The sequence below is a fragment of the Citrobacter sp. XT1-2-2 genome (genome assembly GCF_023516235.1).
In the GTDB taxonomy this organism is placed as follows: Bacteria; Pseudomonadota; Gammaproteobacteria; order Enterobacterales; family Enterobacteriaceae; genus Citrobacter; species Citrobacter werkmanii.
Genome location: NZ_CP097324.1, coordinates 3,807,364 through 3,832,536 on the forward strand (window position 1 = coordinate 3,807,364; position 25,173 = coordinate 3,832,536).

At 52.9% G+C, this 25,173-nt stretch carries 11 protein-coding genes and 1 pseudogene; 6 read left to right on the forward strand and 6 right to left on the reverse strand.

What is annotated here, in order from left to right:
• Positions 1-695: 695 nt before the first annotated feature.
• The 5 genes and pseudogenes from M4I31_RS18215 to M4I31_RS18235 form a co-directional block, all read right to left on the reverse strand.
• The gene (locus tag M4I31_RS18215; protein ID WP_085047668.1) at positions 696-1,181 is read right to left on the reverse strand and encodes a hypothetical protein; all 486 of its coding nucleotides are present in this window, start codon (positions 1,179-1,181) and stop codon (positions 696-698) included.
• Positions 1,178-2,197 (reverse strand): annotated as a pseudogene (locus M4I31_RS18220) (DUF6862 domain-containing protein); the annotation flags it as partial. The gene M4I31_RS18215 and the pseudogene M4I31_RS18220, both read right to left, overlap by 4 nt.
• Positions 2,198-2,605: 408 nt before the next feature.
• Complete coding sequence (locus M4I31_RS18225) at positions 2,606-2,860, reverse strand: MafI family immunity protein (protein ID WP_085047669.1); 255 nt, start codon at positions 2,858-2,860, stop codon at positions 2,606-2,608.
• Positions 2,861-2,875: 15 nt separating this feature from the next.
• Entirely contained in the window at positions 2,876-14,665 is an 11,790-nt protein-coding gene (locus tag M4I31_RS18230; RefSeq protein WP_085047670.1) for a hemagglutinin repeat-containing protein, read from the reverse strand.
• A 12-nt stretch (positions 14,666-14,677) separates the two neighbouring features.
• Entirely contained in the window at positions 14,678-16,315 is a 1,638-nt protein-coding gene (locus M4I31_RS18235; RefSeq protein ID WP_201746125.1) for a ShlB/FhaC/HecB family hemolysin secretion/activation protein, read from the reverse strand.
• A gap of 307 nt (positions 16,316-16,622) precedes the next feature.
• Between M4I31_RS18235 and M4I31_RS18240 the strand changes: the two genes are divergently transcribed.
• The gene (locus M4I31_RS18240; RefSeq protein ID WP_085047671.1) at positions 16,623-17,399 is read left to right on the forward strand and encodes an MBL fold metallo-hydrolase; all 777 of its coding nucleotides are present in this window, start codon (positions 16,623-16,625) and stop codon (positions 17,397-17,399) included.
• Positions 17,400-17,417: 18 nt separating this feature from the next.
• The gene (locus tag M4I31_RS18245; protein ID WP_069323910.1) at positions 17,418-18,368 is read left to right on the forward strand and encodes a GlxA family transcriptional regulator; all 951 of its coding nucleotides are present in this window, start codon (positions 17,418-17,420) and stop codon (positions 18,366-18,368) included.
• Here the strand turns inward: M4I31_RS18245 and M4I31_RS18250 are convergent.
• Positions 18,365-18,970 (reverse strand): class I SAM-dependent methyltransferase, encoded by a 606-nt coding sequence (locus M4I31_RS18250; protein WP_038638003.1) that lies wholly within the window; start codon positions 18,968-18,970, stop codon positions 18,365-18,367. The two genes, M4I31_RS18245 and M4I31_RS18250, sit on opposite strands and share 4 nt — an antisense overlap.
• A gap of 155 nt (positions 18,971-19,125) precedes the next feature.
• Here M4I31_RS18250 and M4I31_RS18255 point away from each other — a divergent pair, with 155 nt between their 5' ends.
• The 4 genes from M4I31_RS18255 to M4I31_RS18270 all read left to right on the forward strand — a co-directional run bounded on the left by M4I31_RS18255 (position 19,126) and on the right by M4I31_RS18270 (position 25,155).
• Positions 19,126-20,217, forward strand: coding sequence for a LacI family DNA-binding transcriptional regulator (locus M4I31_RS18255; protein ID WP_139815551.1), 1,092 nt, complete (start codon positions 19,126-19,128; stop codon positions 20,215-20,217).
• A gap of 121 nt (positions 20,218-20,338) precedes the next feature.
• Positions 20,339-23,416 carry a beta-galactosidase gene (locus M4I31_RS18260; RefSeq protein WP_085047673.1) on the forward strand — a complete coding sequence of 1,026 codons (3,078 nt, stop codon included), beginning with the start codon at positions 20,339-20,341 and terminating at the stop codon, positions 23,414-23,416.
• Between the two features lie 57 nt (positions 23,417-23,473).
• Positions 23,474-24,727 carry an MFS transporter gene (locus M4I31_RS18265; protein WP_069323906.1) on the forward strand — a complete coding sequence of 418 codons (1,254 nt, stop codon included), beginning with the start codon at positions 23,474-23,476 and terminating at the stop codon, positions 24,725-24,727.
• A gap of 155 nt (positions 24,728-24,882) precedes the next feature.
• On the forward strand, positions 24,883-25,155 hold the full coding sequence (locus M4I31_RS18270; RefSeq protein WP_038637992.1) for a YceK/YidQ family lipoprotein: 273 nt from the start codon (positions 24,883-24,885) through the stop codon (positions 25,153-25,155).
• Positions 25,156-25,173: the final 18 nt, after the last annotated feature.

The following is a 25,173-nucleotide window of genomic DNA, read 5'->3' on the forward strand; positions in this document are numbered from 1 at the left end:
ATTGGCTGTTACACATTACATATATCAACACTATTTTCTGGAGCCGCTTCGCATTTAATAAATATGCCATTTTTAAATGACGACAGTTTTATTAAGTACGGTGTGATAGCCATAGGTTAAATAGTGTAGTAGCAAAGGGGCACAAACACCTTTATTCCGCTTAATACATGACAACTTACAAGAAGCTGATTATCGCTGACACAAATTTTATGCCAGAACCCGCCGTTGCCCAGGCATATTCAGGTGTTTCACCAGATGCCCCGTAAAACCACGAGTTACTACGCAAAAAACCGCTTTCCCTCGGCACAGTAGGCTGACAGGTACGGCAAGTATTCACCTGCGAACGTAATCAGCGCAGGACAGTTCCGCCTTCACCCAGCTTTTCCCTGACCTGATTTTTCAGGGATTCAGCAGCCCGTTTCGCCGCTTCTCGGGCCTTATCACCGCTGAGTGAGTTATTCTCAACAACAACTCTTTCCGGTGCGCACCCCGTAACAATAACATTTTCCACTTTATTTTCAGTGGCTTAAAACCAGTTTTCTCTGCTATACTTCCAGCCCACTAACTTTTTGCCCTGACGCGCCCTTTCAGCCAGTTACACCATTTCCCCCAAATCTGTTAAAGAATAGCTCCCAACACACTATGACCATCATCCTTCCATGCAGTCATAGACAATATTACACGGGCGATAGCTTCTAATTATTCAGAGGGTAAGCTTTTGAAAAATCATTGTACGTTTCATGAAGATGATAAAATTTTGCATCAGGGTCATTTTTCAGTTCTTCATATCTTTTCATTAGTTTTTTGAATAAACCCTCTGGTACAGGATAAGGATCTGCCTCATTTTTTGCACAGTAAAAATAGAAAAGCGCCTTTTCAAGCTCTGCAAGAGTTATATTATCCGCATTGCCTGTCAAATACTCAAATGCGTAAGACCACTGTTCTGACAATAATAAGAAATTCAGCGCCGAACCTTTAATAAAAACACCATCAATGTTATTTGAATTAATTATTTTTTTACAAAATGACAGACAGCACCCCGAATCTTTAACTAATAAATTACTGAGACACTCTAACGCATCATCCTCTGGGTCGTTAAAAGAGTTAGCCTCTACATAGCCATTAGCCAGGTAACTTTCTAAACCTTCAATATCCTTTGTGGTACTATTCACATTTATCATTTGAATGCTCCCGTATTAACAGTTGAAAGTCTTTTCGTGCCATCAGGTAATATTGCCCATGTAGCATAAACCCTTACGTTACCGTTAGGTCCTGATACAACAACAGATGTTTTTCTATTTGCAGACGTAGCCCCCTGAGCTGAGTCCAATAACTTATCCATTATCATGCTGTTATTACTGGCAGTATTCACTATACCTGCTTGCTCTAATACAAGAGCCATATCTTGAGAACGCTCAATATTATGGATTTTTTTCTAACACTTCCATCCTTTAGCGTTATTTGGATCTTTTGCAAATTCTTTTTGGCTGCTAATTTTTGCATCTTTTAAAGAATTATATTCTATTTGCAAAGACTCAAGGTCACCGGAAGCTTTACCACGCATATATAGTTCAATCTTATCGACAGGTATTTTAGCATCACCTTTTACAGCCGTGATGTGATTTTTCCCATTTGCATCTGGGAGTGAGCTAACCTCGAAACTATTAGACAAGCGTTGTTTACCAGCCAGAACTTCTATCTTACTGGCCGCCGCAGCACCTATTACTGGTGCCATCGAAGCCGCTACAACCTTCATTCCATCATAAGTTTCAACGTATGCCTCTGCAGTCGCCCTATCGACCCCAAACTGCACTATGGCATAGTTCACCATCGCATCCTTCACCTGTTGTTGATTTTGTGCATCAACACTGGTGATATTCAGCAGGTTTACTGTCTGCCCGTAAGCATCCGGATACATGTCGCTGGCTTGGTTATTGTAGTTTCCGGTTTCATAACCTCCTTTAGCAGCAATAACCTTCAGTCTTTCACCGGCACAAGCCGCGCTGGCTGCCTGTCCATTACTGCATGCAGCGATTACCGCCTTATCACTGCTGATATCTTTTTCAAGCAATGCATCATATTTCTGCTGTGCCTTTTCGCGCTCTGCCGCATCTTTACTGTTTTTAAGCGTCTGTTTTGCTATCTCAAGCTCTGTCTTTTCAGACACGCTCAGGTAGTTATTCTCAACAACAACTCTTTCCGATGCAGGTTGCTGCGATAGACTCGGTTTTTTCCTGTTATTTCAATTTGTTGATAACAATTTTTGTCTATTGTACTTTCTCCCCAGGATTTTTTTGCGCTGTTAAGCGTTTTCGGGGTCACAGGCGCTACCGCCCCTCTGCAACAGAGTTGAACGAGCATGGCTGAACGGCAAGTCCAGCACACAACAGCACGCCACCACAACCGCCGCCTTAGAGCCGTAGGCGCATTATTACAGGGTTAGTTATCGACTCCGCTGCCGCAGTTTACCCTCAAGGGCCGCTGGCTGAAGACGCTAATCTTCTATACCGGACTGACAGTAGTGGTCACTGCCGAGAAGGGGGAGCTGGCTATTGAGCCGCAGCAGAAGGTCTAAAAATCCCGGCTTTTGATGGCCGGGATTTGCTTAACCAACTAATTTTTTTAAATATTTAAACGGTGGTTCACTTATATCTAACTTCATCTCTTCGATAAGTTGAGTTATTAACTCATACTCATTTTCAGTTATGGTGATGTCATACTCGCTTATATGGTCGCAAAGAATCTCAAAAGCAAGAGGCTCCTCGTCATATTGAATATAATCTAAAGCGCCATCAATTAAATCCGGATCTAATCGATCTTCAAGCAACTTTCCTAATTGACTGATTTTTAAACCAAACATTTAATAAATCCCTTCCTATTTTTTTATTGGTTTCGATGCCGGAGGTACAGGTTTATTATCGGGAAAGGCTGTAACAATTTTCCCTGTAGCCGGTTGATAAACAACACGAATACGGACACCATCTCTGACTTCATATGCGACCCATTTGGCAGGATCGCCCTTAGCGGTATACATACCACCGGTTCCTGTCTGAGCAAACCATTTGGTATCAGGCGACGTTGCTATATCACCTATCTCATGTACAACTTTGTCAGCTGACCAGTCTTTTGGATAAACCGTTTTCCCAGGGTTTCCGGGATAGAGATGACCACCACTAGTTGGACTATCGCCAAACAAAATATGTTGTTTAGCTTCTGGAGACAAAATGTCAACATACTTTTGATTGGAAGCAGATAAACCAAGATCGGTGCTTTTCGCGACGGTAAAAAATGCTTTAGCCGCCACATATTGCATTAATTTTGCTTCGCTGGTTGGAACTCCACTGGATATTATCTCAGCAGCTTTTTGAGGCGTCATTTGCTCATTTGAGAGAACAATATCTAACGGAACCCCGAAGAAGTTCCCCCATGCAGACAGTAAGCCTTTAACAGGATCTTGTCCTTCCGGCGTCTGTCCTTGGGCATTTTTCACTAAGGCCGCCGTAATTTCATCAGGAGAAGCTCCAGCCCGAATCATTGACCCTCCCAGCGATCCCTGAGAGTTGATAACATCCGTCAACCCTTTTGGCAGATTCTCCCAGCCACTGAGCGAGTTATTCTCAACTGCATTTTTCCCGGCCTGCGCACCTGCTGCGGCTGATGACGTACTGTCTCCTGCCAGACCACCGGCCATCCCTGCTGATATCGTTGCCAGCGCGCTGATGGTCTGCTTCTGATCCTCACGCAGTTGCGACAGGTCCTTCACATCAGGATACAGCATACCTGCAATCGCCCGGGCCGCAAGTTCGCCCGTTGCCGCACCCGCTGCACCCGCTGCCGCGCTGTTACCCTGCATCGCAGCCGCTGCGCCGCCCAGTATCGCGTGGGCAATGACATTTACCGCAGTATTGCCCTCTGTCGATTTAAGCAGATTCGCCAGCTCTGGTGCCGATGCCCCCGCCAGCGCGGCCCCCACATCACCGCCAGCCAGCCCCTGAAGCGCCGCCGTTGCCGCCTGAATTCCCCGCTGAATATCGCTGCCCGTGCCATACTTCGCCAGTTCTTCCTTGTACTTCGGTGTATCTTTCAGCTTATCCGCTGGCAGATTTGGATTGTCCCTCCGCGCCTCTTTGAGCGCAATAATCTCTCCCTGGGTCCTGGCGATATCGGCTGCCTGACCGCCAATGTCGCTGATGAGTCCCACCGCTTTTAGCCGGTTCTGCTCTTTCTCCTTGTCGAAAATCGGGCTGATGCTGCCGTTGGCGTGTTCCGTATCACGGCTCAGATTCGCCACGTCCTGCTTCTGACCGGCTTTATCACGGATAGTTATGGTGCCGTCTGCCACCGCCGCCTGCGTCGTGCCTTCCGCGTGGCCACTGTTGCCAGCGGCTGAAATCATTCCACCCGGCATGTTACCTTTAAACTGATCGCCGCCAAAAGCCCCGCCGCCGCTCAGGCTGGCTCCTGAATGACTGACCTTAAAGTCTGCTTCGTTGTGAATGTCCCTGAACCCCAGCGTTCCGGTATCAAGGCTGTTTTTATCCCCTGGCGCCGTCGAGGCGATTACCGTACCGTCCAGTTGTGTGTGACGTCCCACCACCACATCAAATCCGCCATCGCCAGCAAAAAGCCCGGTCTGCTCCTGCACCGAGTCATAAGTGCTTTTCATCTTGTCCTGGCTGGCACTGATATAGCCCGAACCGGTCATGCTGCCGAAGGTAAAACTGCCGCCTGCTGCTACGCTGTTCTGTTTCGATTTATAGTCGTTGCTGTCCTGCTGGCTACTCATCCACAGGTCGCGACCAATATTCGCCACCACTTTATCGCCGCTGACCTGCGCGCCATTCAGAATGGCATCACGACCACTGGCCATCGATACCGTGCCACCGCTATCAAGCGTGGTCTCAGCCCATGATGTACCGTTACCCTTCTCATGCCCTTTCGCCGCATTCACATTAGCGAAGACGCCAATACCATAGCCATTAGCCCCCCCGCCAATACTGACGCCCACACCACCGCCGCTGCTACTGTTTTTCCCGGCCGTCTGCTGGGTGTTTGCCACTCCGCTCAGTACGATATCGTTCGCTGCCGCAAGCGTGGTATCCCCACCCGCCTTCAACTGGCTTGCGCCAATCAGAATATCGCCGCTGTTTCCGCTCTGACCTTTACCTGTCGCCACAATAGCCAGGTCGTTACCTGCATTCAGGGTGCTGCCTGCAACAGTATCACTCCAGGCATGCTGCTCAGATTTTGATTTCTGGGAAGTCAGGGAAATGCTGACGCCTATACCGTTATTCGGATCGCCACCGGCCTGAGCAACTGCAACCCCCTGCGCCGCCTGCACGCCGGAAAGCGCCGCCTTCGTAGCCTTCAGCGCTGCAAGCCGGTCATCACTCTCATCTTTCACATCCTGAGCGGTTTGTACTGCACTGTTTATCGCAGCACCAGCAGCCCCCGACAGCGCCACCGTCAGTCCGCTGGTTTTCTGCTCAAACTTCTCATCACGGGTGCGTTTGTCATGACCCGGTTCAATAATTACGCTGTCGCCGCGAACAGCAATATCTTTCTGGGCGATGATATCCGCGCCGCCGAGATGTGCCTGCTGGCCCGCGGTGATACTGACATTGCCCCCTGTTGAGCCGACAGTACTGAAGCTCTCGCTTTGGGTGGTGCCTTGTTCGCGCAGATCGTGCGTCGTTTTACTGCTACCGATAGTGAAACCGATCCCGCCCGACCCCATCAGACCGCTCTTTTTAGTCTCTTTAAAGCGCCATGAGGTATCGGTATTGGTGGCAGCAACGATATCCACATTGTTGCCAGCTCCCAGCGCCACATTGCCGTCACCGGCAACGGCTGAGCCCTGTACCAGAATGTTATTCCCGGCGGCGACCGTCACATTGTTCCCACTCAGCAGCGCGCCTTTTTCCCGCGTAGCGCTGTCTTCTTCAATCGTATGGGTAGTCTTTTTACTGAGGAATCCTTTTTTGGTTTTCGTGGTTTCCTGGTAGTGATAATCGCTCTCTGTGGCGGTCGTGAGATTCACATCCCGGCCTGCCGTTACGCCGATATCGCCCTGCGCCGTAACATCCGCTGCCTGTGCGTTTACATCACGCCCGGCAATAATGACGGCGTCGCCGCCGCTGGCAATTTCCGTTCCCTGCTGGCGTACGGCGTCATTGACCACGGTTTTCTTCTTCGCACGATAACTGTCGCCGTCTGTCGTTGCTTCAGCCAGCAGGTTGACATCTCGCCCGGCCAGCAGACCGACATCATTCTCCGCAGCCAGCCCGGCTGCATGGGAATTAATATCCTGACCCGCTTTCAACAGCAGATTGTCACCCGCTGACACGGTGGTACGGGAAAGCCCGGTGCTGTGCGATTCACTGCCGCCGTTACGGCTACTTTGCTGAGTGGTGGCCGCATTCAGATTGAGATCGTTACCCGCTGTAAGCTGAGCATTCCCCCCCGCGTTAACATCGCTGGCAGTGACGTTGAGGTTATTTCCGGCATTGATACCGAGCTTACCGCCCGAACTGATGGTGCTACCCTGCCAGTCCACTGACGAACGCCCCGTCTCTGTTATCCAGCGTCCGGAGTGGCTCCGGGCATCGTTAATCTGGTTGGCATTTACCGCAATATCTCCCCACGCATCCATCAGCAATGAACCGCCTGCAGAGAGATTCGCGCCAGTAACGGTGATATCTTTACCTGCCGAGAGCGACAATTCATCCTGCGCGGTAATGGATGCCACAGACCCCAGCAACGTATCTTTAAAGCTCACATTGCGGTATTTATCCCTGGCACTCACATCAATCTGTTCCGCCAGCGTCAGGTTATTGATGTTGCCGCCCAGACTTTCCAGCGCCACCGTTTTTCCGCTGATGGCGGAGCTGACGTTATTGATATCACCCATCGCGCTCAGGTCGAGATTGCCCCCGGCCTGCATCAGACTATTGTTAAGGTTATTAATACTGTTTTGGCTGTCGAGCGTGAGATCGTTTCTCGCCAACAGCGTACTGCCGGAGTTGGTGATATTCCCGCTGGTCAGCTGAACATTATTCCCGGCAATGACGCTACCGTTATTCACGGTGATATCTTTCGGCGAGAGATACAGCTTCGGTATCATTACCGTTTCACCGTTGACGGTCGCGGCTTCCCACCACAGCATGCTGTGCTCAAGGGACGCGATTTGATCGGCCGTCAGCGCCACCCCAAATGTCAGTCCCAGCGACTGCTGGGTACTGGCAGCGCTATCCATCAGATAACGCATCTGGTCAAGGTCAGAACCAATACCGTTGATGTATCGACTTCCCGTCTTATTCAGCATGGCGTTGCTGACATAGCGGGTATCGAACGCCGCATCACCGAGGAAACGGTAGTCATATTCTGGGTTCAGTTTGAGACGATCGAGCATATAGGCCGACCCAAGGAACTGGTTTTGATCGGTATACGCAATATTGGTTTCACGCGGCGCTTCGCCAGGTTTGATACCCAGCATCGCATTCAAATCACCAAACAGGCTGGGATCGAGCTGACCAAGACCGTTCAGTTTCGGGTTAACGTTGATCAGGTACGGGCTTTTCGGATCGTCAGAGACGACGAAATACCCGTTCTTTCCGGAAGGCAACGGATACGCGCTGGTATCCACCGTTTTGCCCTGATTTTGCCCGGCAGTATTCACGCCCTTCTCGCCTGGGTTAATCAGGCCATTGAGTTGGCCGAGGCTGGCGTTACCTTTCTGCGTGGTAGAAACAGGGTTGAGCGTAGAATCTGATACGCCGCCGCTTTCCAGCGCGCCTGCGCCGTTAATCTGCTGCAATGCGTCATGCAGTCGATCGTTCCACTGAGGGGAACTGACGCTCACCGTGTCATTGCCTGCCAGTGCCTGCTTTTGCACCCCATTACTGATGGTTTGGTTGCTGAGGGTGTTGAGGGTTGGGGTAACGATGGTATTGCTAACCCGTCCCCCACCAGAGGTTGCGTTTTCGTTGCCAATAGAAGTAGTAAACCTGGCGTTTACATTACCGCCCGCCTGAATCACCGAACGGTACGTTTCTCCCCCTTCCTGAACCCGGTCATGCCCTTCCAGGGTAAATGTTATTGTGCGTTCTTTAGGAAGCACAATAGTTTCACCTTTACTGTTTCTCCCCTCGTTATAACGCGGAGGTAACACATCTATATTATTTACGGCAAATTTCTGACGTGAGTATTTCTCTGGGGTATAGGTATAAACCAGATAATCAGTAAGCGTCCCGGACTGCCAGCTCTGGTTATTGAATGTGCTTCCTGAAAGGTCGATATGATTGTTTGCCAGAATAGTACTGGCTGCGTTATCCAGCGTGTTTGCGCCAATTGACAGATTTCGCCCTGATGAAATACGAGCTGCGCCGCCAGAGCTGGAAACCTCTGTTTTTAGCTGGCTGGAAATGAATTTCTGCGTCGCCGTGTCTTTAAACGGTGCGTAGTAATACTGGTAATAATGACGAATATTACAGGAGGCATTCGCACTACAGGAGCTGGTTTGTACCTCATAGGAGTAACCATTAACGCCATAGGTACCTTTTGCCATCTGACTGATATCTATCGCAACAGTCGCATTACCTATCCCTGGAATATTGTTTGCTCCAGCTATTTGTGTCTGGTTTGTTTTCAACCCATCCCGCTGGTTCAGCAGATGTCCTGTTTTTATCGTGATATCACCGTTCTGGGTTTCGATATTGCCGGAAGTGTTGACCACTTCGCTGTTGGCATTGCCCGCAGCATCTCGCTGCATCCACAGATTGTTGCCCGCGAGGATATCGCCGCGCTGGTTGGTGATGGTGTTAGCATAAAGCGCCAGATTATTTGCCGCGTACAACAGCGCCGTATTGACGATGGCGCCCGGTGCATTGAGCGTCAGAGAGCCACGCGTTCCGGTGAAACCAGCGACTGAAATATTACCGCGACTGGTCAGCGTAATATCGCCACCGCCCTGTAACGTTCCGGCGGCATTGAGCGCTACGCTGTCGCCGCTAAGATAACTGACGCCGCTGCCAGTTGTAATTTGCCCGTTATTGCTGAGCTGTCCGCCCGCCGTCAGGTTGAGCGATTGCCCCTGAAGCACGCTACGGTTGTCGATAGCGCCATCGCTGGTAATGGTCAGTGTTTTACCCGCGGCAAAAGCGCTTTGCGCAGTAAAACCATTCACCAGCTTCAGCGTCAGATTACCCAGCGCAACCACCTGTCCCAACGCACCCAGCCCACGACTTTCAACGAACAGGTCGCCGCCGCTGAACAGTTTCCCTGCCGCATTCTGATTAACTTCGCTGGCATTCACACTCAGTTGCGAGTTGCCTAACAGCGTACCGTTATTCGTCAGTTGCGCGTATTTCACCGCCAGTTGACCGGCCTGCGCGGTTCCCTGGTTGGTAAACCGGGTCCCTGCAAGCGTGGCGCTGTCGGCCAGCCAGTTACCGTCATTAGTGGCCGTTGCCGCATTCAGAATGAGGTTTGTCGCCTGTAACCAGCCTGCGCCGGAATATTCTGCCGTCGTCAGCGTCATTCCCGCGCCGGAAAGCAGTTTGCCGTCATTGAGCGCGCGTGTTGTGGCGTTAAGATGGGTCTCTCCACCGCCCTGCATTAAACCGTAGTTGGACAGCACTGGCGTAGAAAGCGAAAGCCCCTGGCGGCTGACAATCTCCCCGGAAGACTGGTTTATCAAACCACCGCTCAGCGACAGCGTTGCGCCATTATCCCCTTGTAGTCGTCCGCTGTTGGTCAATGCGCCGGTCGTCATGCCCAACGTCGCACCCTGAATTTTTCCATCGTTGGTGACTGACGCCGCAGTCAGATCCAACGCGCCGCCGCTCAGCATACTGCCCGCTTTCTGCTGCCTGACCGCGCCGTTCATGGCAAGCGTGAGCGCATTTACGCCGCTAATCGCCGCGCTGTTATCAAGGGTTGCCCCCTTCAGCGTAAGATTTTTCGCCGTCCATTGCCCCGAGTTAGTCAGAGAAAGCGCCTGTAGCGTCGCGTTACCAAGGGCGGTAATTTTGCTGCCGGCCGCAGAAGTCAGGTTATTTGCGAGCGTAAACTGCAGGGCGTCGGCGCTTTGTATTGCCCCGTTGTTTGTCAGCGTTTGCGCACTGAGCAGAACGGACTGTCCCTGCCACGTGCCATTATTCGTCACATCGCCAGAAGTGAGCTTCAGCGCTCCCTGCGTCAGCAGTGAACCACCTGCTGCGTTAATCAATTCCTGTTGCGGTGAAGCCATCGCCATTCGCGCCATCAGACGCTGACGAGCCTCCAGCGTCAGGCTTTGCAGGCCGGTCAGCGTGCCCTGATTGTGGATCCGGTTTTGCTGCAAGGTCAGTGTATTTCCCTGTACCGCGCCACTGTTATCGAACTGTGCGCCGTCGAGCGTTACGTCGCTCTCGCTGAGCAGCCTTCCACTGTTATCAAGCTGCTGCGCGGTTAGTGACATTCCACCATGGCTCATCACATCGCCTGATGTGGTAAGGCCGTTGTTTACAGTAGCCGTCAGATTACCCAGGCTTATCAGCGATCCTTTGTGCAGCCAGTTATCAGCGGTCAGCGTGAGCTGCTGCCCCTGCAGCGTTCCTTGCGTCGTTATATTGCCAGCATCAAAGGTCAACGCGCCGCCGCTCAGCGTACGGGAGGTTATCCCCGTCGTGAGTACATCGCCAGACAGCGCAAGCCCGTTCGTCCCCTGCCACAGGCCTGAATTGTTTAACGTCGAGGCAGCAAGAGTCAGCCTGTCACCGGCAATACGTCCGGCACTGTTGATATCATCAGCCGTAAGCGCCAGTGCGCCGCCACTTTGAATGTGTCCGGGGTTGGTAAGTCGCCCGGATAGCTTGCCTTCCAGGCCATGTAAACCGTTAAGCACGCCGCTGTTATTCAGCGAGTCGGCAGTAAATGTCAGGGTATTTCCCTGCAGTACGCCGGCGTTTTCCATCGCACCGGTATGTACCAACAGCGCATTACCGGCCAGCCATTTACCTGTGGTATCCGTGGTGAAGGTATTCGCAGAAACCGAGGTACTGTCGTTGCCCTGCACCCGTCCGCTGTTACGGATTGATTTTCCATCCAGAGCGACACTTGTCGCCGCCAGCGTACCGCGGTTATCCAGGGATGCAGTATTCATTGACGCCCCCTGTTTCGCCACCAGGCTCCCCTGATTTTCAACCGAGTTTGCCAGCGTCAGGTTCAGGGAGTCGGCCTGAATATCACCTGCGTTAATTAATGTGCTGCCGCGCAGCGTGAAGCCGGTATTCGCCAGCAGCAGACCGTGGTTTTCCAGTGAGTCGAGGTTTAAATCCAGCCCCGCGCCGCTGACCAGTTGCCCCTGCTGACCATTGAACAGATTGCGGGTGGTGAGCTGTAGCGCCGAATTACCCTGCACAATGCCGTTATTCATAAGCTCCGGCACGGAAATACTCAGGGATTTTGCTGCAATCGTGTTGTCGTTAAACAACTGCGCCGCAGCCAGCTCGAACAGGTTGAGACTGCGCAGCGATCCCTGGTTATCCAGTCGCCCGTTAGCCTGAATTTTCAGGCTATCCAGTGCCTGAACGCTGCCGCTATTGTGCAGGTTATCCAGTCTGATCGCCGCCGTACGGCCCTCCAGTTGGCCATCATTTTCGAAACGTTTTCCGCTAAGCTGTAGATCTTCACCGCTGGTCACCTGCCCACCCGCAAGGTTAGTGAAGCGACTGCCATCCCAGGCGAGCGCCTGATCCCCCTGCAGGATCCCACTGTTGCTGAGATCGCCGTGTAATGCCAGCACCTTCGCCGCCAGCATTCCGCTGTTATTCGCACTGGCGGCATGCACTGTCATACCCTGTTGACTGAGTACCTTGCCCTGGTTAGTGAACGCGTCGTGTACTGTCGCCGTTACCCCCGTTTCACCCAGCGCATTACCGCTGTTTTGCCACGTATTTGCTTCCAGATTCAGCGTGCCACCCTGCAGCAAGCCGGTGTTGTGCAGGGTCTGATTCTTCAGGCTCAATTCCCCCACCGACAACACATTCCCGTCGTTTTTCACGTCCTGGCTGTTCAGCGCGAGCGTATCAGCAGCCATGAGCCCGAGGTTATCTGTCTGCTGTCCGTTAACAGATAATGACGTGTCCGCCAGCAGGCGCCCCGCGGCTTCGTTTTTTACCGTCGCATATTCACTTTGCAGACTAACGCCGTTAATTTCTCCGCCGTTAACCAACTGGCGACCATTGAGATGCAATGAACCGTCGCTGGTAATCAGCCCATGGTTGGTCAGATACGGTATATCCAGCGCCAGAGAATGCCTGGCATAGAGCGAGCCGCCGCTCAGGTTATCTAACTTATCAATCTGCAGGTCCATTGCCGCGTTGCCCTGCATCAGACCGCTATTCACAATATGCTGACTGTGGAGAGTTAGCGTGTCGGCTATCAGAGAGCCGCCGCTGGTCAGCAGCTCAGGTGCAATAATCGAGATGCGTTCAGCGCTGGCGCTGCCGTTATGAGTCAGCGTCGCCGCGCTGAGCGTCAGGGTGTCTGCCAACAGTTCGCCATGGTTATCAACTGACTGCTGCGCGCTGAAACCAACGCGTGCCCCGGTGGATTTTCCGCCATGACTGAGCCGGTCAGCCGTCACATCCAGCGAACCTTTTGCCGCCTGTACGCCGTCCAGCGTCACGCTGTTGCCGGTAATCGCAAGGTCCAGACCGCTCTGTAAATGACCGTCTTTGCCGGTAGTCAGCTGCTTTGCGCCGACGTTAAGCGCGCCAGCGGCATTAACCTGACCGTTCAGGTTAAGGTTTTGCGTAACGTTTAACTGTATGTTTTGTTGCCCGGCGATCAACGAATCTTTCGCGGCGGTGAGATTTTCAGCATTGAGCATTACCCCCTGGTTGCCAGAGAGGACGCCATATTGTTCAACTGACGCGGCCTGCACCGTTAGAGTGCCATCAGAGAGCAACTTTCCACTATTACGCAGCGTGGCATCAGCCCGGATATCCGCATCGTTTTTCGTGCTCAGGATCCCCTGCTGGTTCAGCGCTGCCGTCTGTACTGAAAGCTGGCTGCCGCTCGCCAGCGTGCCCATATTATCCAGCGACCCGCTGCGGACCGATACGCTGTTACCCTGCATCAGACCGGTGTTGCTAAGGCTGCTGACAGAAGCATCAAGACTGCCGTTTGCCGCCAGTTGACCATCATTAACGAGGTGGTCACCAGAGAGAGATAAAGCATCTCCCGCATTGACCTGCCCCTGGTTGTTCATTTCGCTACCGGTCAGGCTTAATGCGCCTTTCGCATCGGCCCGACTGGCGTTATCCAGTGCTATGCGCTGCGCCTTCAGCGTTAATCCATTACCTGCTGAGAACAATCCCCCTTTCGCCGACAGATAGCCGTTACTGTTAAGGCTAACATCAGCATCACTACCCAGCGTGGAACGGGTCAGCGTCAGTCCATTAGTACCCTCGACATCCAGTTTTTCTTTACTGGTCAGGCTGCCGTCGGTAACTGTCAGCGAGCCGTCACTGCGCAGTGAGGTGTTTTTCTGGCTAACCAGAGTGGTTGCAGCAACGGCTACATCCTGTTTAGCAGCCACCTGCAACTCGCCAGCTGCGGCAATCCCACCACCATCGATCGTCACCTTGCCATCGCTACCCAACTGCACGTTTGCGCCGCTGGAGAGATTTGCATCCTGTAGCGCTAACGCTCCGGTGCTGTTGATGGCCATCCCGCTCCCGGTCTTATGGCTGCCGGTCAACGTGACGCCTTCGCCCCTGGCGGAAAGACCACCATTTGCCAGACTGTTGCCGATCGTTAATTTCCCGTTAGCATTGAGGGTGATATCACCCTGACGGGCATTCAGATTCCCGAGGTTGACCCCCAGCCCTTTCTCGCTGGAGACCAAATGAATTCGATTAGCATACATGCCGCCTAACGCGCCGGTATCTACCGCGATTTTCGGTGCTTCTCCTTCGCCATTCAGCGGGCTCGTCTGGCCATTCGCCGCAACGCGATTCGCCCCAGCGATAACCGTCAAATCTTTGGCGTGTAGCGCAGCATTGATTTCCGTGGCGCGGGCAATAATCGACACTGCATCGCTCTGGCTACCATCCAGCCCCTTACCTTCGATGGTAATACTGCCCTTGCTTACCTCCAGCGACTGCAGGTTGCCATTGGCGTCCAACACAGGTTTACCGGTGGTCAGGGTGGCGTTAGGCGTGTTGATAAATCCACAACCATTACAGGTAATGCCATAGGGGTTAGCGACCATGACGTTGGCGGCTTTCCCCGCGACTTCGGTATAGCCCTGCAGCTGTGAACGGTTAGCGCCGGTAACTTCGTTGATGATCCCTGAAGCTTCCTTTCCTGGCTGTAGGTTTGGGTTATTCTGGATAATGCCGCCGAGCTGGGTTTGGGTAAATTGCCCGGTCGCGTTGTTAAGGATCAGCCCCTCTTTTCCCACGTTGTAGTCGTTATATTTATTGTGTGAAATCCCGGACTGGTTCGGTGTGGCAATATTCACCACCGGAACACCATTGGCGGCTTTATCCATCTGCGTATTGCCTTCAGGCGTGATGACGGCAGCCATCGCCGGGAGCAGTGGTTGGGTAGCCAGCAGAAAACTCAACATGCCGCTTAGCAAACGCTGGGAAAAACGAACCTGATCCTTTTTCATCACCCTTGTTCCTTAAAATGCCACCGCAACGCGGTAATACACATTGAGATGATCCGGGGCTAGCCAGTCCGGATAGTTAACTGGCGTTCCTACGGTAAACTGAGAGGAGAACCAGCGCCCTGAGCTGGTTAATCCCAGCGCAGCCCCCCACAACGTGCCGGAGGCATACCTGTCAACGCTATCCTGTTTCAGCCAGCCGCCGTCGAATGCCGCCATCGCGCCAATCTGTCCGAATACCGGCAACGTAAACAGCGAATAATTCACTTCGTTGCGCCAGTAGCCGCCGTTATCTCCAGAAATGTATTGTTCTTTAAAACCGCGAACTGAGGTTTCTCCGCCCAGCGTCAGGCGCTCACTGCCGTAGAGTCGGTCCACAGACCATTGAAAATAGACGCTGCTAAGCCACCACACTCTTTCTGCCAACGGGCGCTGAAAACTGCCATTGACGCTCCATTTGCGAAATTCCGCCCTTGGCACATCCCCCTGTTTATTGTTGTCATCCTCTGCGCCAAACCATGGCACGCCCTGGGTGAATGAAGGATTAAACGTCGCAACGCCAGAAGCAATTTTTTGCGTATGGTTGATACCCAGCGAAACACTGGAAAGCTTGCGGCTACTGGTTTCCAGCAGGACATCATTCAATCTGTTACGGTTAATTCGATGCGTGAGACCCAGCGATGCAGCGGTCTTGACATCACCATTGCGAAACAAAACCCAGGATCCGTTCAACCGATGGGTTTCGCTATCACCAGTGGAACGCCAGGCATAACCATTGTTATCAATAGTGCTGAGGTAGTTACTCCAGCTGTAGCTGTAATCAAGCAGTCCGTAGCCATAAGGAATACTCACGCCAGTAGCGAAGTTCTGCGCATCTTTGCTACTGGAAAAATCGCTGCTGCGTCCACCGCTGATAAACCATTTATCTGCCAGACCGAGCATATTATTGAAAAATAATGCGCCACTGAGTTGCCCGGTTCCGGTGCTCTTTTGCCCGCTGTTATCAAAACTTACTGAACCATTGAGTGGAAATTCTGGCGTGGCGGTGAGGTTAACTATTGAGAACCCCTGCTGACTGCCCGGCAAAATTTCAATTTCCACCGGCGTCTGGCGAACCCGATTCAACTGCTCCATCCCCTGTTCAATGTCACGCAGATTGAGAATTTTTCCTTCCATTCCGGGAAAGGTCATCAGCAGAGTGCGCGATGGGACGCCTTCCAGACGTATTTGCTGCAATTTCCCCTCAAGCACCGCGATATGCAGCACCCCGGAGGAGAGATCCTGTTCGGTTAAAAAGGCGCGACTGGTGATATAGCCTCGGCTGATATACCAGTCGGAAATCGCATTTGTCAGTTCCGTCAGACGGGGAATATCCAGGCATTGATTCACCCACGGCGCGATAAGCTTTGCCGAGGCAGCGGCGGACAACTTCGTTGCGCCGTCAATATCAATGCGCGAAATCATAAAACACGGCCCTTCAGCCCGGGCTGGTGTTTTCGGCGTTACGGTTACAGGCAACGTAACGCTACGCTCCAGCTCTTCACGCTGGCGCTGGTTTTCATTAAGTAACTGCTGCTGTTGCTGCTGAATGGTATTACGATCCGCAGGAGAGAGTGGTGCGGCAGAAACAGTTGTGAAGGGCAAAATTAACATCCCAATCAGTAATGCCAACTTTCTTTCATCCCTGAACTTCACCCCACCCTCCAAAAAAGTACGAAAGCGAACTTGACTGCAAAGCACAGCCGACCATTTAAAAAAAGCACAAAATGTAAACAAAAGTAAAGACATTAAGTGCTGTTTCACTTCATTACTATTGCATTTTAGGATTTCTTGTATTTTTAAATTAAATTATTCTTACTCTTTTGGCCCAATCCCATCGCTAGTCGCCCATTTGCCCACATTCAACTTATGCACAACACTCTACGATGACACCACTGACCCAACACGTGGAGCAAACACCATGAACATCACGCAAATCCGCAACGCCACGCAGTACATCACCTTTGGCGGCAAGACTTTTCTAATCGATCCAATGCTGGCGGCAAAAAGTGCTTATCCGGGCTTTGCCGGAACGGCACGTGCGGAGATCCGCAACCCAACCGTCGATCTGCACGTCGATATCGACACCCTGCTCAACGTTGACGCGCTGATCGTGACCCACCTGCATGAAGATCACTGGGATGAGGTTGCAGCACGCGTCGTGCCGAAAGACAAACCGATTTACGTGCAAAATGAGCAAGATGCGCAGGTACTGCGAGATCAGGGTTTCACACACCTGATCGTACTGACGCACAACACCACGCTGGGCGACATCATCCTGCGTAAAACCGGCGGCCAGCATGGCTCAGATCGCGCTTACGCCATCCCACAAATGGCGGAACGTTTAGGCGATGCCTGCGGGGTAATCTTTCAGCATCCGGCGGAAAAAACGCTGTATCTGGTTGGAGACACTATCTGGCGTGACGAAGTGGAAGCCAACATGCTGACTTTCCAACCGGACGTGGTGATTTTGAACGCCGGTTTTGCCCACGTTATCGGTTTTGGCCCAATTATTATGGGCGCAGAAGATGTACTAAAAACCCACTTCACCCTTCCCAACGCACAAATTGTGGCCACGCATATGGAGGCGATAAACCACTGTTTGTTGACCCGCGCCGCGCTGAAGTCATACGCCAGCGACAACCAGATTGCGCAATGCGTCAACGTGCCGGAAGATGGTGAAACCCTGACGTTTTAATATCCACAGAGGAATCGTATGCAGCCGCTTACCGTCGCTATTGTCGCCGTGGAAGATTTCAGCCCGTTTCACTTCTCGGTGCCGTGCATCATTTTCAGTGACAAAGTGGCAGCGAAAAAGCGCTTCGACGTGCAATTGTGCGCCGAACAGCCCGGTATTGTTTCCTCGCAGGACGGTTTCTCGATTAACGCAGCTCATGGCTATGAAGCGGTGGAGGCAGCCGACATCGTGGTAATCCCTTACTGGGGCACTACCGCACATCGCCCGCCGCAGGGGTTGCTTGATGCGCTCAACCGCGCCCGACAAAACGGCGCGCAAATTGTCGGGCTGTGTCTGGGCGCATTTGTCCTCGGCTATGCCGGTCTGTTGGATGGCAAACGGGCGGCCACGCACTGGGAGTTCGAGCAGGATTTTCAGGCCCGCTTCCCGGCGGCGCGTCTGGATATCAACGCTCTGTATGTGGATGACGACGGTATTATTACCTCAGCAGGCACTGCCGCCGCGCTGGATTGCTGTTTGTACGTGATCCGCCAACGTTTTGGCAGCACGGCAGCGAATCAGATTGCGCGGCGGATGATTGTGCCGCCGCATCGCGAAGGTGGTCAGGCACAATTTATCGAACAGCCGGTGGCGAAAAATACCCAGGATCAGCGCATCAATGCCCTGCTTGATTATTTACGCCTGCATATCCACGAGCAGCATAGTATCGATGCGCTGGCGCAGCGGCTGATGATGAGCCGTCGCACGTTAACCCGTCACTTTATGAAAGCCACCGGATCGAGCGTGGCAGAGTGGTTGATTGTCGAGCGTCTTCGCCGCAGCCAGGCGTTACTGGAGTCCAGTCAGTTGCCCGTTGAACGCATCGCCGAACAGGTCGGTTTTCAGTCGCCTGTCACCTGGCGTCAGCATTTTAAATCTCATTTCGGCGTCAGCCCCGCCGAATGGCGCAAAACCTTTCGTGGCATTTAGCTTTTTTTCGCCAGCCACACCGTGTGCCCTGCGCATTCCGGATCTTCCATCACCATCTCGACCACCGCAAAGCCATGCGCTGACAACAATGCGCGGTATTCGTCCGGCGCGAGGCTGGCGTGAAATAACGGCTCGCCTTCAAATTGCCCCATCGCAATGCCGTTCCCGGTACCGCTGGTAAACATCAGCGCGCTGCCGGGATGGCTAAGCCGGTCAAAGATCGGGAACATCTTTCGTTGGTCTTGCTGGGTTAAATGGAAAAAGCTGTCCCACGCAATCAGGCCGTCGAACGTCTCGTTAAGTACCAACTCGCGCATATCTTGCTCCAGCCAGCGCTGCGCGGGAAAGGATTGCCGGGCGCGGGCCAGCATCGCTGCGGAACCATCAATCCCTGTGAGTTGAAAACCTTGCTGGATAAAATACCCGGCAATCGGCTGACCATTCCCGCAGCCAATATCCACAATGCTGCCCTGCCCGCCCATCACGGTGATGAACTTATCCAGCCAGCTTTTCTCGAACAGTGTACGAGAGCGCTGACTGGCAAAGGCATCCGCATGACGTCGGTAGATGGACAGAATGTTGTTTGCCGCAACGTCGCTCACGATGTCCTCGCTTTTTTATTCTGTTAATAATCACGACGATAAATCCTCCGGCACCAGAGACGCAACCCTGGAATGCGCCTCGCAGAACCCATGCGCAAATCCCCCAAAACCGTTCCGCTGTGGCATCATAGCGCGTAGAAAACATCATGACAGGGGTGATAAACGTGAAACCGGTAACGCTATACGATGTGGCAGACCATGCAGGAGTCTCTTACCAGACCGTCTCGCGCGTCGTAAATCAGGCCAGCCACGTTTCTGCAAAAACCCGACAGAAAGTTGAGGCCGCGATGGCGGAACTCAATTACATCCCTAACCGCGTCGCACAGCAACTGGCTGGTAAACAGACGTCGCTGATTGGCGTCGTGACGGCGAACCTTGCCCTGCACGCCCCTTCACAAATCGTTGCCGCCATAAAATCCCGCGCCGACCAGTCCGGTGCCAGCGTGGTGATCGCCATGGTCGAGCGCAGCGGCGTTGAAGCATGCAAAGCCGCGGTCCACAACCTGCTTTCCCAACGCGTAACCGGGCTTATCATTAACTATCCGCTGGATGAAGAAGACGCCATTGCCGTGGCTGCCGCCTGCGGTACGGTGCCGGTTTTGTTTCTCGATGTCTCTGACCAGACGCCCATTAACAGCGTGATTTTCTCCCATGATGACGGCGCACGCCTTGGCGTTGAACATCTGGTACAGCACGGACATCAGCGTATCGCCCTGCTGAGCGGGCCGCATACTTCGGTTTCGGCAAGGCTTCGGCATGCGGGGTGGCATAAATATCTGGCGTACTACCAGTTGCAACCCGTCGCGGAGCTGGAAGGCGACTGGAGCGCGATGTCTGGTTTTCAGCAAACACTTCATCTGCTCAATAGCGGTAATCTCCCCACCGCTATGCTGGTTGCTAACGATCAAATGGCGCTGGGCGCGATGCGGGCAATCAGCGAGTTCGGCCTGCGGGTGGCGATGGATATCTCGGTGATCGGCTACGATGACACAGAAGATAGCGCCTGCTACATTCCACCGCTGACCACCATCAGGCAGGATTTTCCATTATTGGGTGAAACCAGCGTCGACAGGCTGCTGCAACATCCACATGGCGAATCAACCGTGGGCAACCAACTGCTGCCCGTAACCCTGGTGAAGCGCAAAACGGTTCTGCATCCCGATACGCAAACCACCTCTCCCCGGGCGCTGGCGGATTCACTCATCCAGCTTGCGCGGCAAGTTTCTCAGCTCACACCTAAAATGTGAACGCATAACAATTATGTGAGTCAGTTCACTCATTAAACGCCCCATCCTTTACAGCCGGGAGCGCTTATCCGTATTTTGATTGAAATTGTGAGCGAATAACAAATTCAAACAGGATACCGTTATGAACCTGAACACAGATTCACTCTCCGCTGTTCTGGCCCGCCGCGACTGGGAAAATCCCGGCGTCACGCAGCTCAACCGCCTGGAGGCGCACCCACCTTTCTGTAGCTGGCGCTCAGCAGATGATGCGCGAACTAATCAGCGCTCAACTCAGTTACGCTCGCTGAATGGCCAGTGGCAATTCGCGTGGTTTCCCGCGCCGGAGGCTGTGCCGGAAAGCTGGCTGACAAACGATCTGCCACAGGCTGACACTATCAACGTCCCCTCTAACTGGCAGATGGACGGTTACGACGCGCCAATTTATACCAACGTCACCTACCCGATTCCGGTTAATCCCCCGTACGTTCCGGCACAGAACCCAACGGGATGTTACTCGCTCACATTTAATGTCGAAGACGCATGGTTAGATGAAGGTCAGACGCGCATTATTTTTGACGGCGTCAATTCCGCATTTCATCTGTGGTGCAACGGTCGCTGGGTCGGCTACGGTCAGGACAGTCGTCTGCCGTCTGAATTCGATCTGAGCGATTATCTGCTGCGCGGCGAAAACCGCCTGGCCGTGATGGTGCTGCGATGGAGCGACGGCAGCTATCTGGAAGACCAGGATATGTGGCGCATGAGCGGTATCTTTCGCGACATATCTTTGCTGCATAAGCCCACCACGCAAATCAGCGACCTGCGCATTAACACCCGTTTTAACGATGACTTCAGCCGCGCCGTGCTGGAAGCAGAAGTCAGAGTGGCGGGCAACGCGAGCGAAGATTTACGCGTTACCCTGCAATTGTGGGAAGCTGAAACGCTGACTGATGAAACGACCTCCCCACTCGGCGGCGAGATTATTGATGAACGCGGCGCTTATCATGACCGGGTTACCCTGCGGCTGAACGTCGAAAAGCCAGCGCTGTGGAGTGCTGAAACGCCCAATCTGTACCGTGCCGTTGTGCAATTACATAACGCGGATGGAGTGCTGATTGAAGCAGAAGCCTGTGACGTCGGCTTTCGTCAGATTGATATCAAAAACGGCCTACTACTGTTAAACGGTAAGCCGCTGTTGATTCGCGGCACCAACCGTCATGAGCACCATCCGGTCAACGGTCAGGTGATGGACGAGGCGACGATGGTGCAGGACATTCTGCTGATGAAGCAGAACAACTTTAATGCCGTGCGCTGCTCCCATTACCCGAACCATCCGTTGTGGTACACCCTGTGCGATCGCTACGGCCTGTACGTGGTCGACGAAGCCAATATCGAAACCCACGGCATGGTGCCAATGAATCGCCTGAGCGACGATCCCACATGGTTGCCTGCCATGAGCCAGCGCGTGACGCGCATGGTGCAGCGCGATCGCAACCATCCGAGCATTATCATCTGGTCGCTGGGCAATGAATCCGGTCATGGCGTCAATCACGACGCGCTGTATCGCTGGATAAAATCAGAAGACCCGTCACGCCCGGTACAGTACGAAGGCGGCGGCGCGAATACCGCGGCGACCGACATTATTTGCCCGATGTACGCCCGCGTCGATCAGGATCAGCCCTTCCCGGCGGTACCTAAATGGTCGATTAAAAAGTGGCTGTCGATGCCCGGCGAGCAGCGTCCACTCATTCTCTGTGAATATGCCCATGCGATGGGCAATAGTTTCGGCGGCTTCGCCAAATACTGGCAGGCATTTCGTCAGTATCCGCGCCTGCAGGGCGGGTTTGTCTGGGACTGGGTGGATCAATCGCTGATTAAACACGATGATAATGGCAAGGCATGGTCAGCCTACGGTGGCGACTTTGGCGACACGCCTAACGATCGTCAATTTTGCATGAACGGACTGGTGTTCGCCGATCGCACCCCGCATCCGGCGTTATACGAGGCCAAACATGAACAGCAATTTTTCCAGTTTACGTTACTGCCGGGCGCTGAACGCCAGATTGAAGTGACCAGCGAATATCTGTTCCGCCACAGCGATAACGAAGTTCTGCACTGGTCGATTGCCCAGGACGGCAACCCGCTGGCCGCCGGACAAATCGTTCTGGATATTGCCCCGCAGGGCCGCCAGGTGATTACCCTGCCAGATTGCCCGATGCCGGAAACCGCAGGCCAACTGTGGCTGACGGTGCGCGTGGAACAGCCTCGCGCCACCGCCTGGTCAGACGCCGGGCACATCAGCGCCTGGCAGCAGTGGAAGCTGGAAGAGAAACTCAGCCTGGCGCGGCAGCCAACTGCCCGCACCGCGCCACAGCTCAACGTTAGCGAAAACAGCTTTACTGTGGAGAACGACAACAAGCGTTGGCAATTCGACCGTCGGTCTGGCCTGCTGACACAATACTGGCTTGATGATACAGCCCAGTTGTTATCCCCACTGACCGACCAGTTCACCCGCGCGCCGCTGGACAACGACATCGGCGTCAGCGAGTCAACCCGCATTGACCCGAATGCCTGGGTTGAACGCTGGAAGGCCGCCGGTCATTATCAGGTTGCAGCAACGTTACTGCACTGTGCTGCCGACGCGCTCAGCAACGCAGTACTGATTACCACCGAACATGCGTGGCAGTATCAGGGTGAAACGCTGTTTATCAGCCGTAAATCGTATCGTATCAACGGTCATGGCGAGATGCAGGTAACGGTGGATGTCGATATTGCCAGCGGCACGCCGCATCCGGCGCGTATTGGCCTGAGCTGCCAGTTGTCGCAGGTCGCCGAGCGTGTGAACTGGTTAGGTCTCGGCCCGCATGAGAACTACCCGGATCGCCTGAGCGCCGCCTGTTTTGACCGTTGGGATCTGTCACTCGATGAGATGTACACCCCGTATGTTTTCCCGAGCGAAAACGGTCTGCGCTGCGGCACGCGCGAACTGCGATACGGCACGCATCAATGGCGTGGCGACTTCCTGTTCAACATCAGCCGCTTTAGCCAACAGCAACTAATGGAAACCAGCCACCGTCATCTGCTGCAACCGGAGGCGGGTACCTGGCTCAATATTGATGGCTTCCATATGGGCGTCGGCGGCGATGATTCATGGAGTCCTTCCGTGTCGTCGGAGTTTTTGTTGAGTGCCGGACGTTATCACTACCAGGTTATCTGGGGTTAAACATAATAATAATGGGCAGGTTATGACCTGCCCTTATTTTTCCTGAGGAAGTCTGTCATGTATTATTTAAAAAACACTAACTTTTGGATGTTCGGCTTTTTCTTTTTCTTTTACTTTTTCATTATGGGTGCTTATTTCCCCTTCTTTCCGATCTGGTTACACGATGTGAACCATATCAGTAAAGGTGACACTGGGATCATTTTCGCCTGTATTTCACTGTTTTCATTATTATTCCAGCCTGTTTTCGGACTACTTTCCGATAAGCTTGGCCTGCGAAAACACCTGCTGTGGGTAATTACTGGAATGCTGGTAATGTTTGCCCCGTTCTTTATTTACGTTTTTGGGCCGCTATTACAGGTTAATATTTTACTGGGGTCGATTGTCGGCGGGATTTATCTTGGCTTTATTTACAATGCCGGCGCTCCGGCGATTGAAGCCTATATTGAAAAGGCCAGCCGCCGAAGCAAGTTTGAATTTGGTCGCGCACGCATGTTTGGCTGTGTGGGCTGGGCGCTGTGCGCCTCGATTGCAGGAATTATGTTCACCATCAATAACCAGTTTGTCTTCTGGTTAGGTTCTGGCTGTGCGGTCATTCTGGCATTGCTGCTGTTCTTTTCAAAAGCAGATGCCCCCTCTTCTGCAAAAGTCGCGGATGCGGTAGGCGCCAACAACTCAGCCTTCAGCCTGAAGCTGGCGCTGGAATTATTCAAACAACCAAAACTCTGGTTCCTCTCCCTGTACGTGGTCGGCGTTTCCTGTACTTATGATGTGTTTGACCAGCAGTTCGCCAACTTCTTTACTTCGTTCTTTGCCACTGGCGAACAGGGCACCCGTGTGTTTGGCTATGTCACAACCATGGGAGAATTACTCAACGCCTCGATCATGTTCTTTGCTCCGCTGATCGTGAACCGCATCGGCGGAAAGAACGCCCTGCTGCTGGCCGGTACGATCATGTCGGTACGGATCATTGGTTCATCATTCGCCACCACGGCGCTGGAAGTCGTTATCCTCAAAACGCTGCATATGTTCGAGATACCGTTCCTGATTGTCGGTTGCTTCAAATACATCACCAGTCAGTTTGAAGTGCGTTTCTCGGCCACGATTTACCTGGTGTGTTTCTGTTTCTTCAAACAGCTGGCAATGATTTTCATGTCAGTTCTGGCCGGGAAAATGTATGAGAACATTGGTTTCCAGGGGGCTTATCTGGTGCTGGGGATAATTGCATTGAGCTTCACGCTGATTTCCGTATTTACCCTAAGTGGACCGGGGCCATTTTCCCTGCTGCGTCGTCGCGAAAGCGTCGCGCTGTAAAAGCCTCTTTGCCGGATGCACCACTCACGCGGTTTATCCGGCCTACAACGTGCAATTCTCACTCTGTGAGTCCTGACCCGGTGGTTTAAGTTTTGCGGGCAAAAAGCCGCTTTTAACCTGCTATGGTAAACGAGACGGTAAACTCAGGTCACAGGATGAGCAGAAAGACGGTTGCGGTAATGGCGTTCTTGATCAGCGCATTACTTTCAGGATGTGGCAGCATTAATGCGCGCACGGAAGGCGAGGATTCGAATACCTATTATGTGGGTACGCACCACGACATGGCTAAACTAAAAAACCCAGGCGCTTACGATTATAATTATTTCGATTTAGCGCTGCTATTTATCGATGTGCCGCTGTCTTTTGTGGCGGATACGGTCTATGCGCCGTTTGATTACTATCACGGACCGTATAAGAAAGTCGATTAGAAACCAGACCCGGTAAGC

Bases quoted from the DNA above. Each gene is read 5' to 3' on its own strand.
- M4I31_RS18215 (WP_085047668.1), bottom strand. From the start codon at position 1,181: ATGATAAATGTGAATAGTACCACAAAGGATATTGAAGGTTTAGAAAGT.
- M4I31_RS18225 (WP_085047669.1), bottom strand. From the start codon at position 2,860: ATGTTTGGTTTAAAAATCAGTCAATTAGGAAAGTTGCTTGAAGATCGA.
- M4I31_RS18230 (WP_085047670.1), bottom strand. From the start codon at position 14,665: ATGAAAAAGGATCAGGTTCGTTTTTCCCAGCGTTTGCTAAGCGGCATG.
- M4I31_RS18235 (WP_201746125.1), bottom strand. From the start codon at position 16,315: ATGTTAATTTTGCCCTTCACAACTGTTTCTGCCGCACCACTCTCTCCT.
- M4I31_RS18240 (WP_085047671.1), top strand. From the start codon at position 16,623: ATGAACATCACGCAAATCCGCAACGCCACGCAGTACATCACCTTTGGC.
- M4I31_RS18245 (WP_069323910.1), top strand. From the start codon at position 17,418: ATGCAGCCGCTTACCGTCGCTATTGTCGCCGTGGAAGATTTCAGCCCG.
- M4I31_RS18260 (WP_085047673.1), top strand. From the start codon at position 20,339: ATGAACCTGAACACAGATTCACTCTCCGCTGTTCTGGCCCGCCGCGAC.
- M4I31_RS18265 (WP_069323906.1), top strand. From the start codon at position 23,474: ATGTATTATTTAAAAAACACTAACTTTTGGATGTTCGGCTTTTTCTTT.
- M4I31_RS18270 (WP_038637992.1), top strand. From the start codon at position 24,883: ATGAGCAGAAAGACGGTTGCGGTAATGGCGTTCTTGATCAGCGCATTA.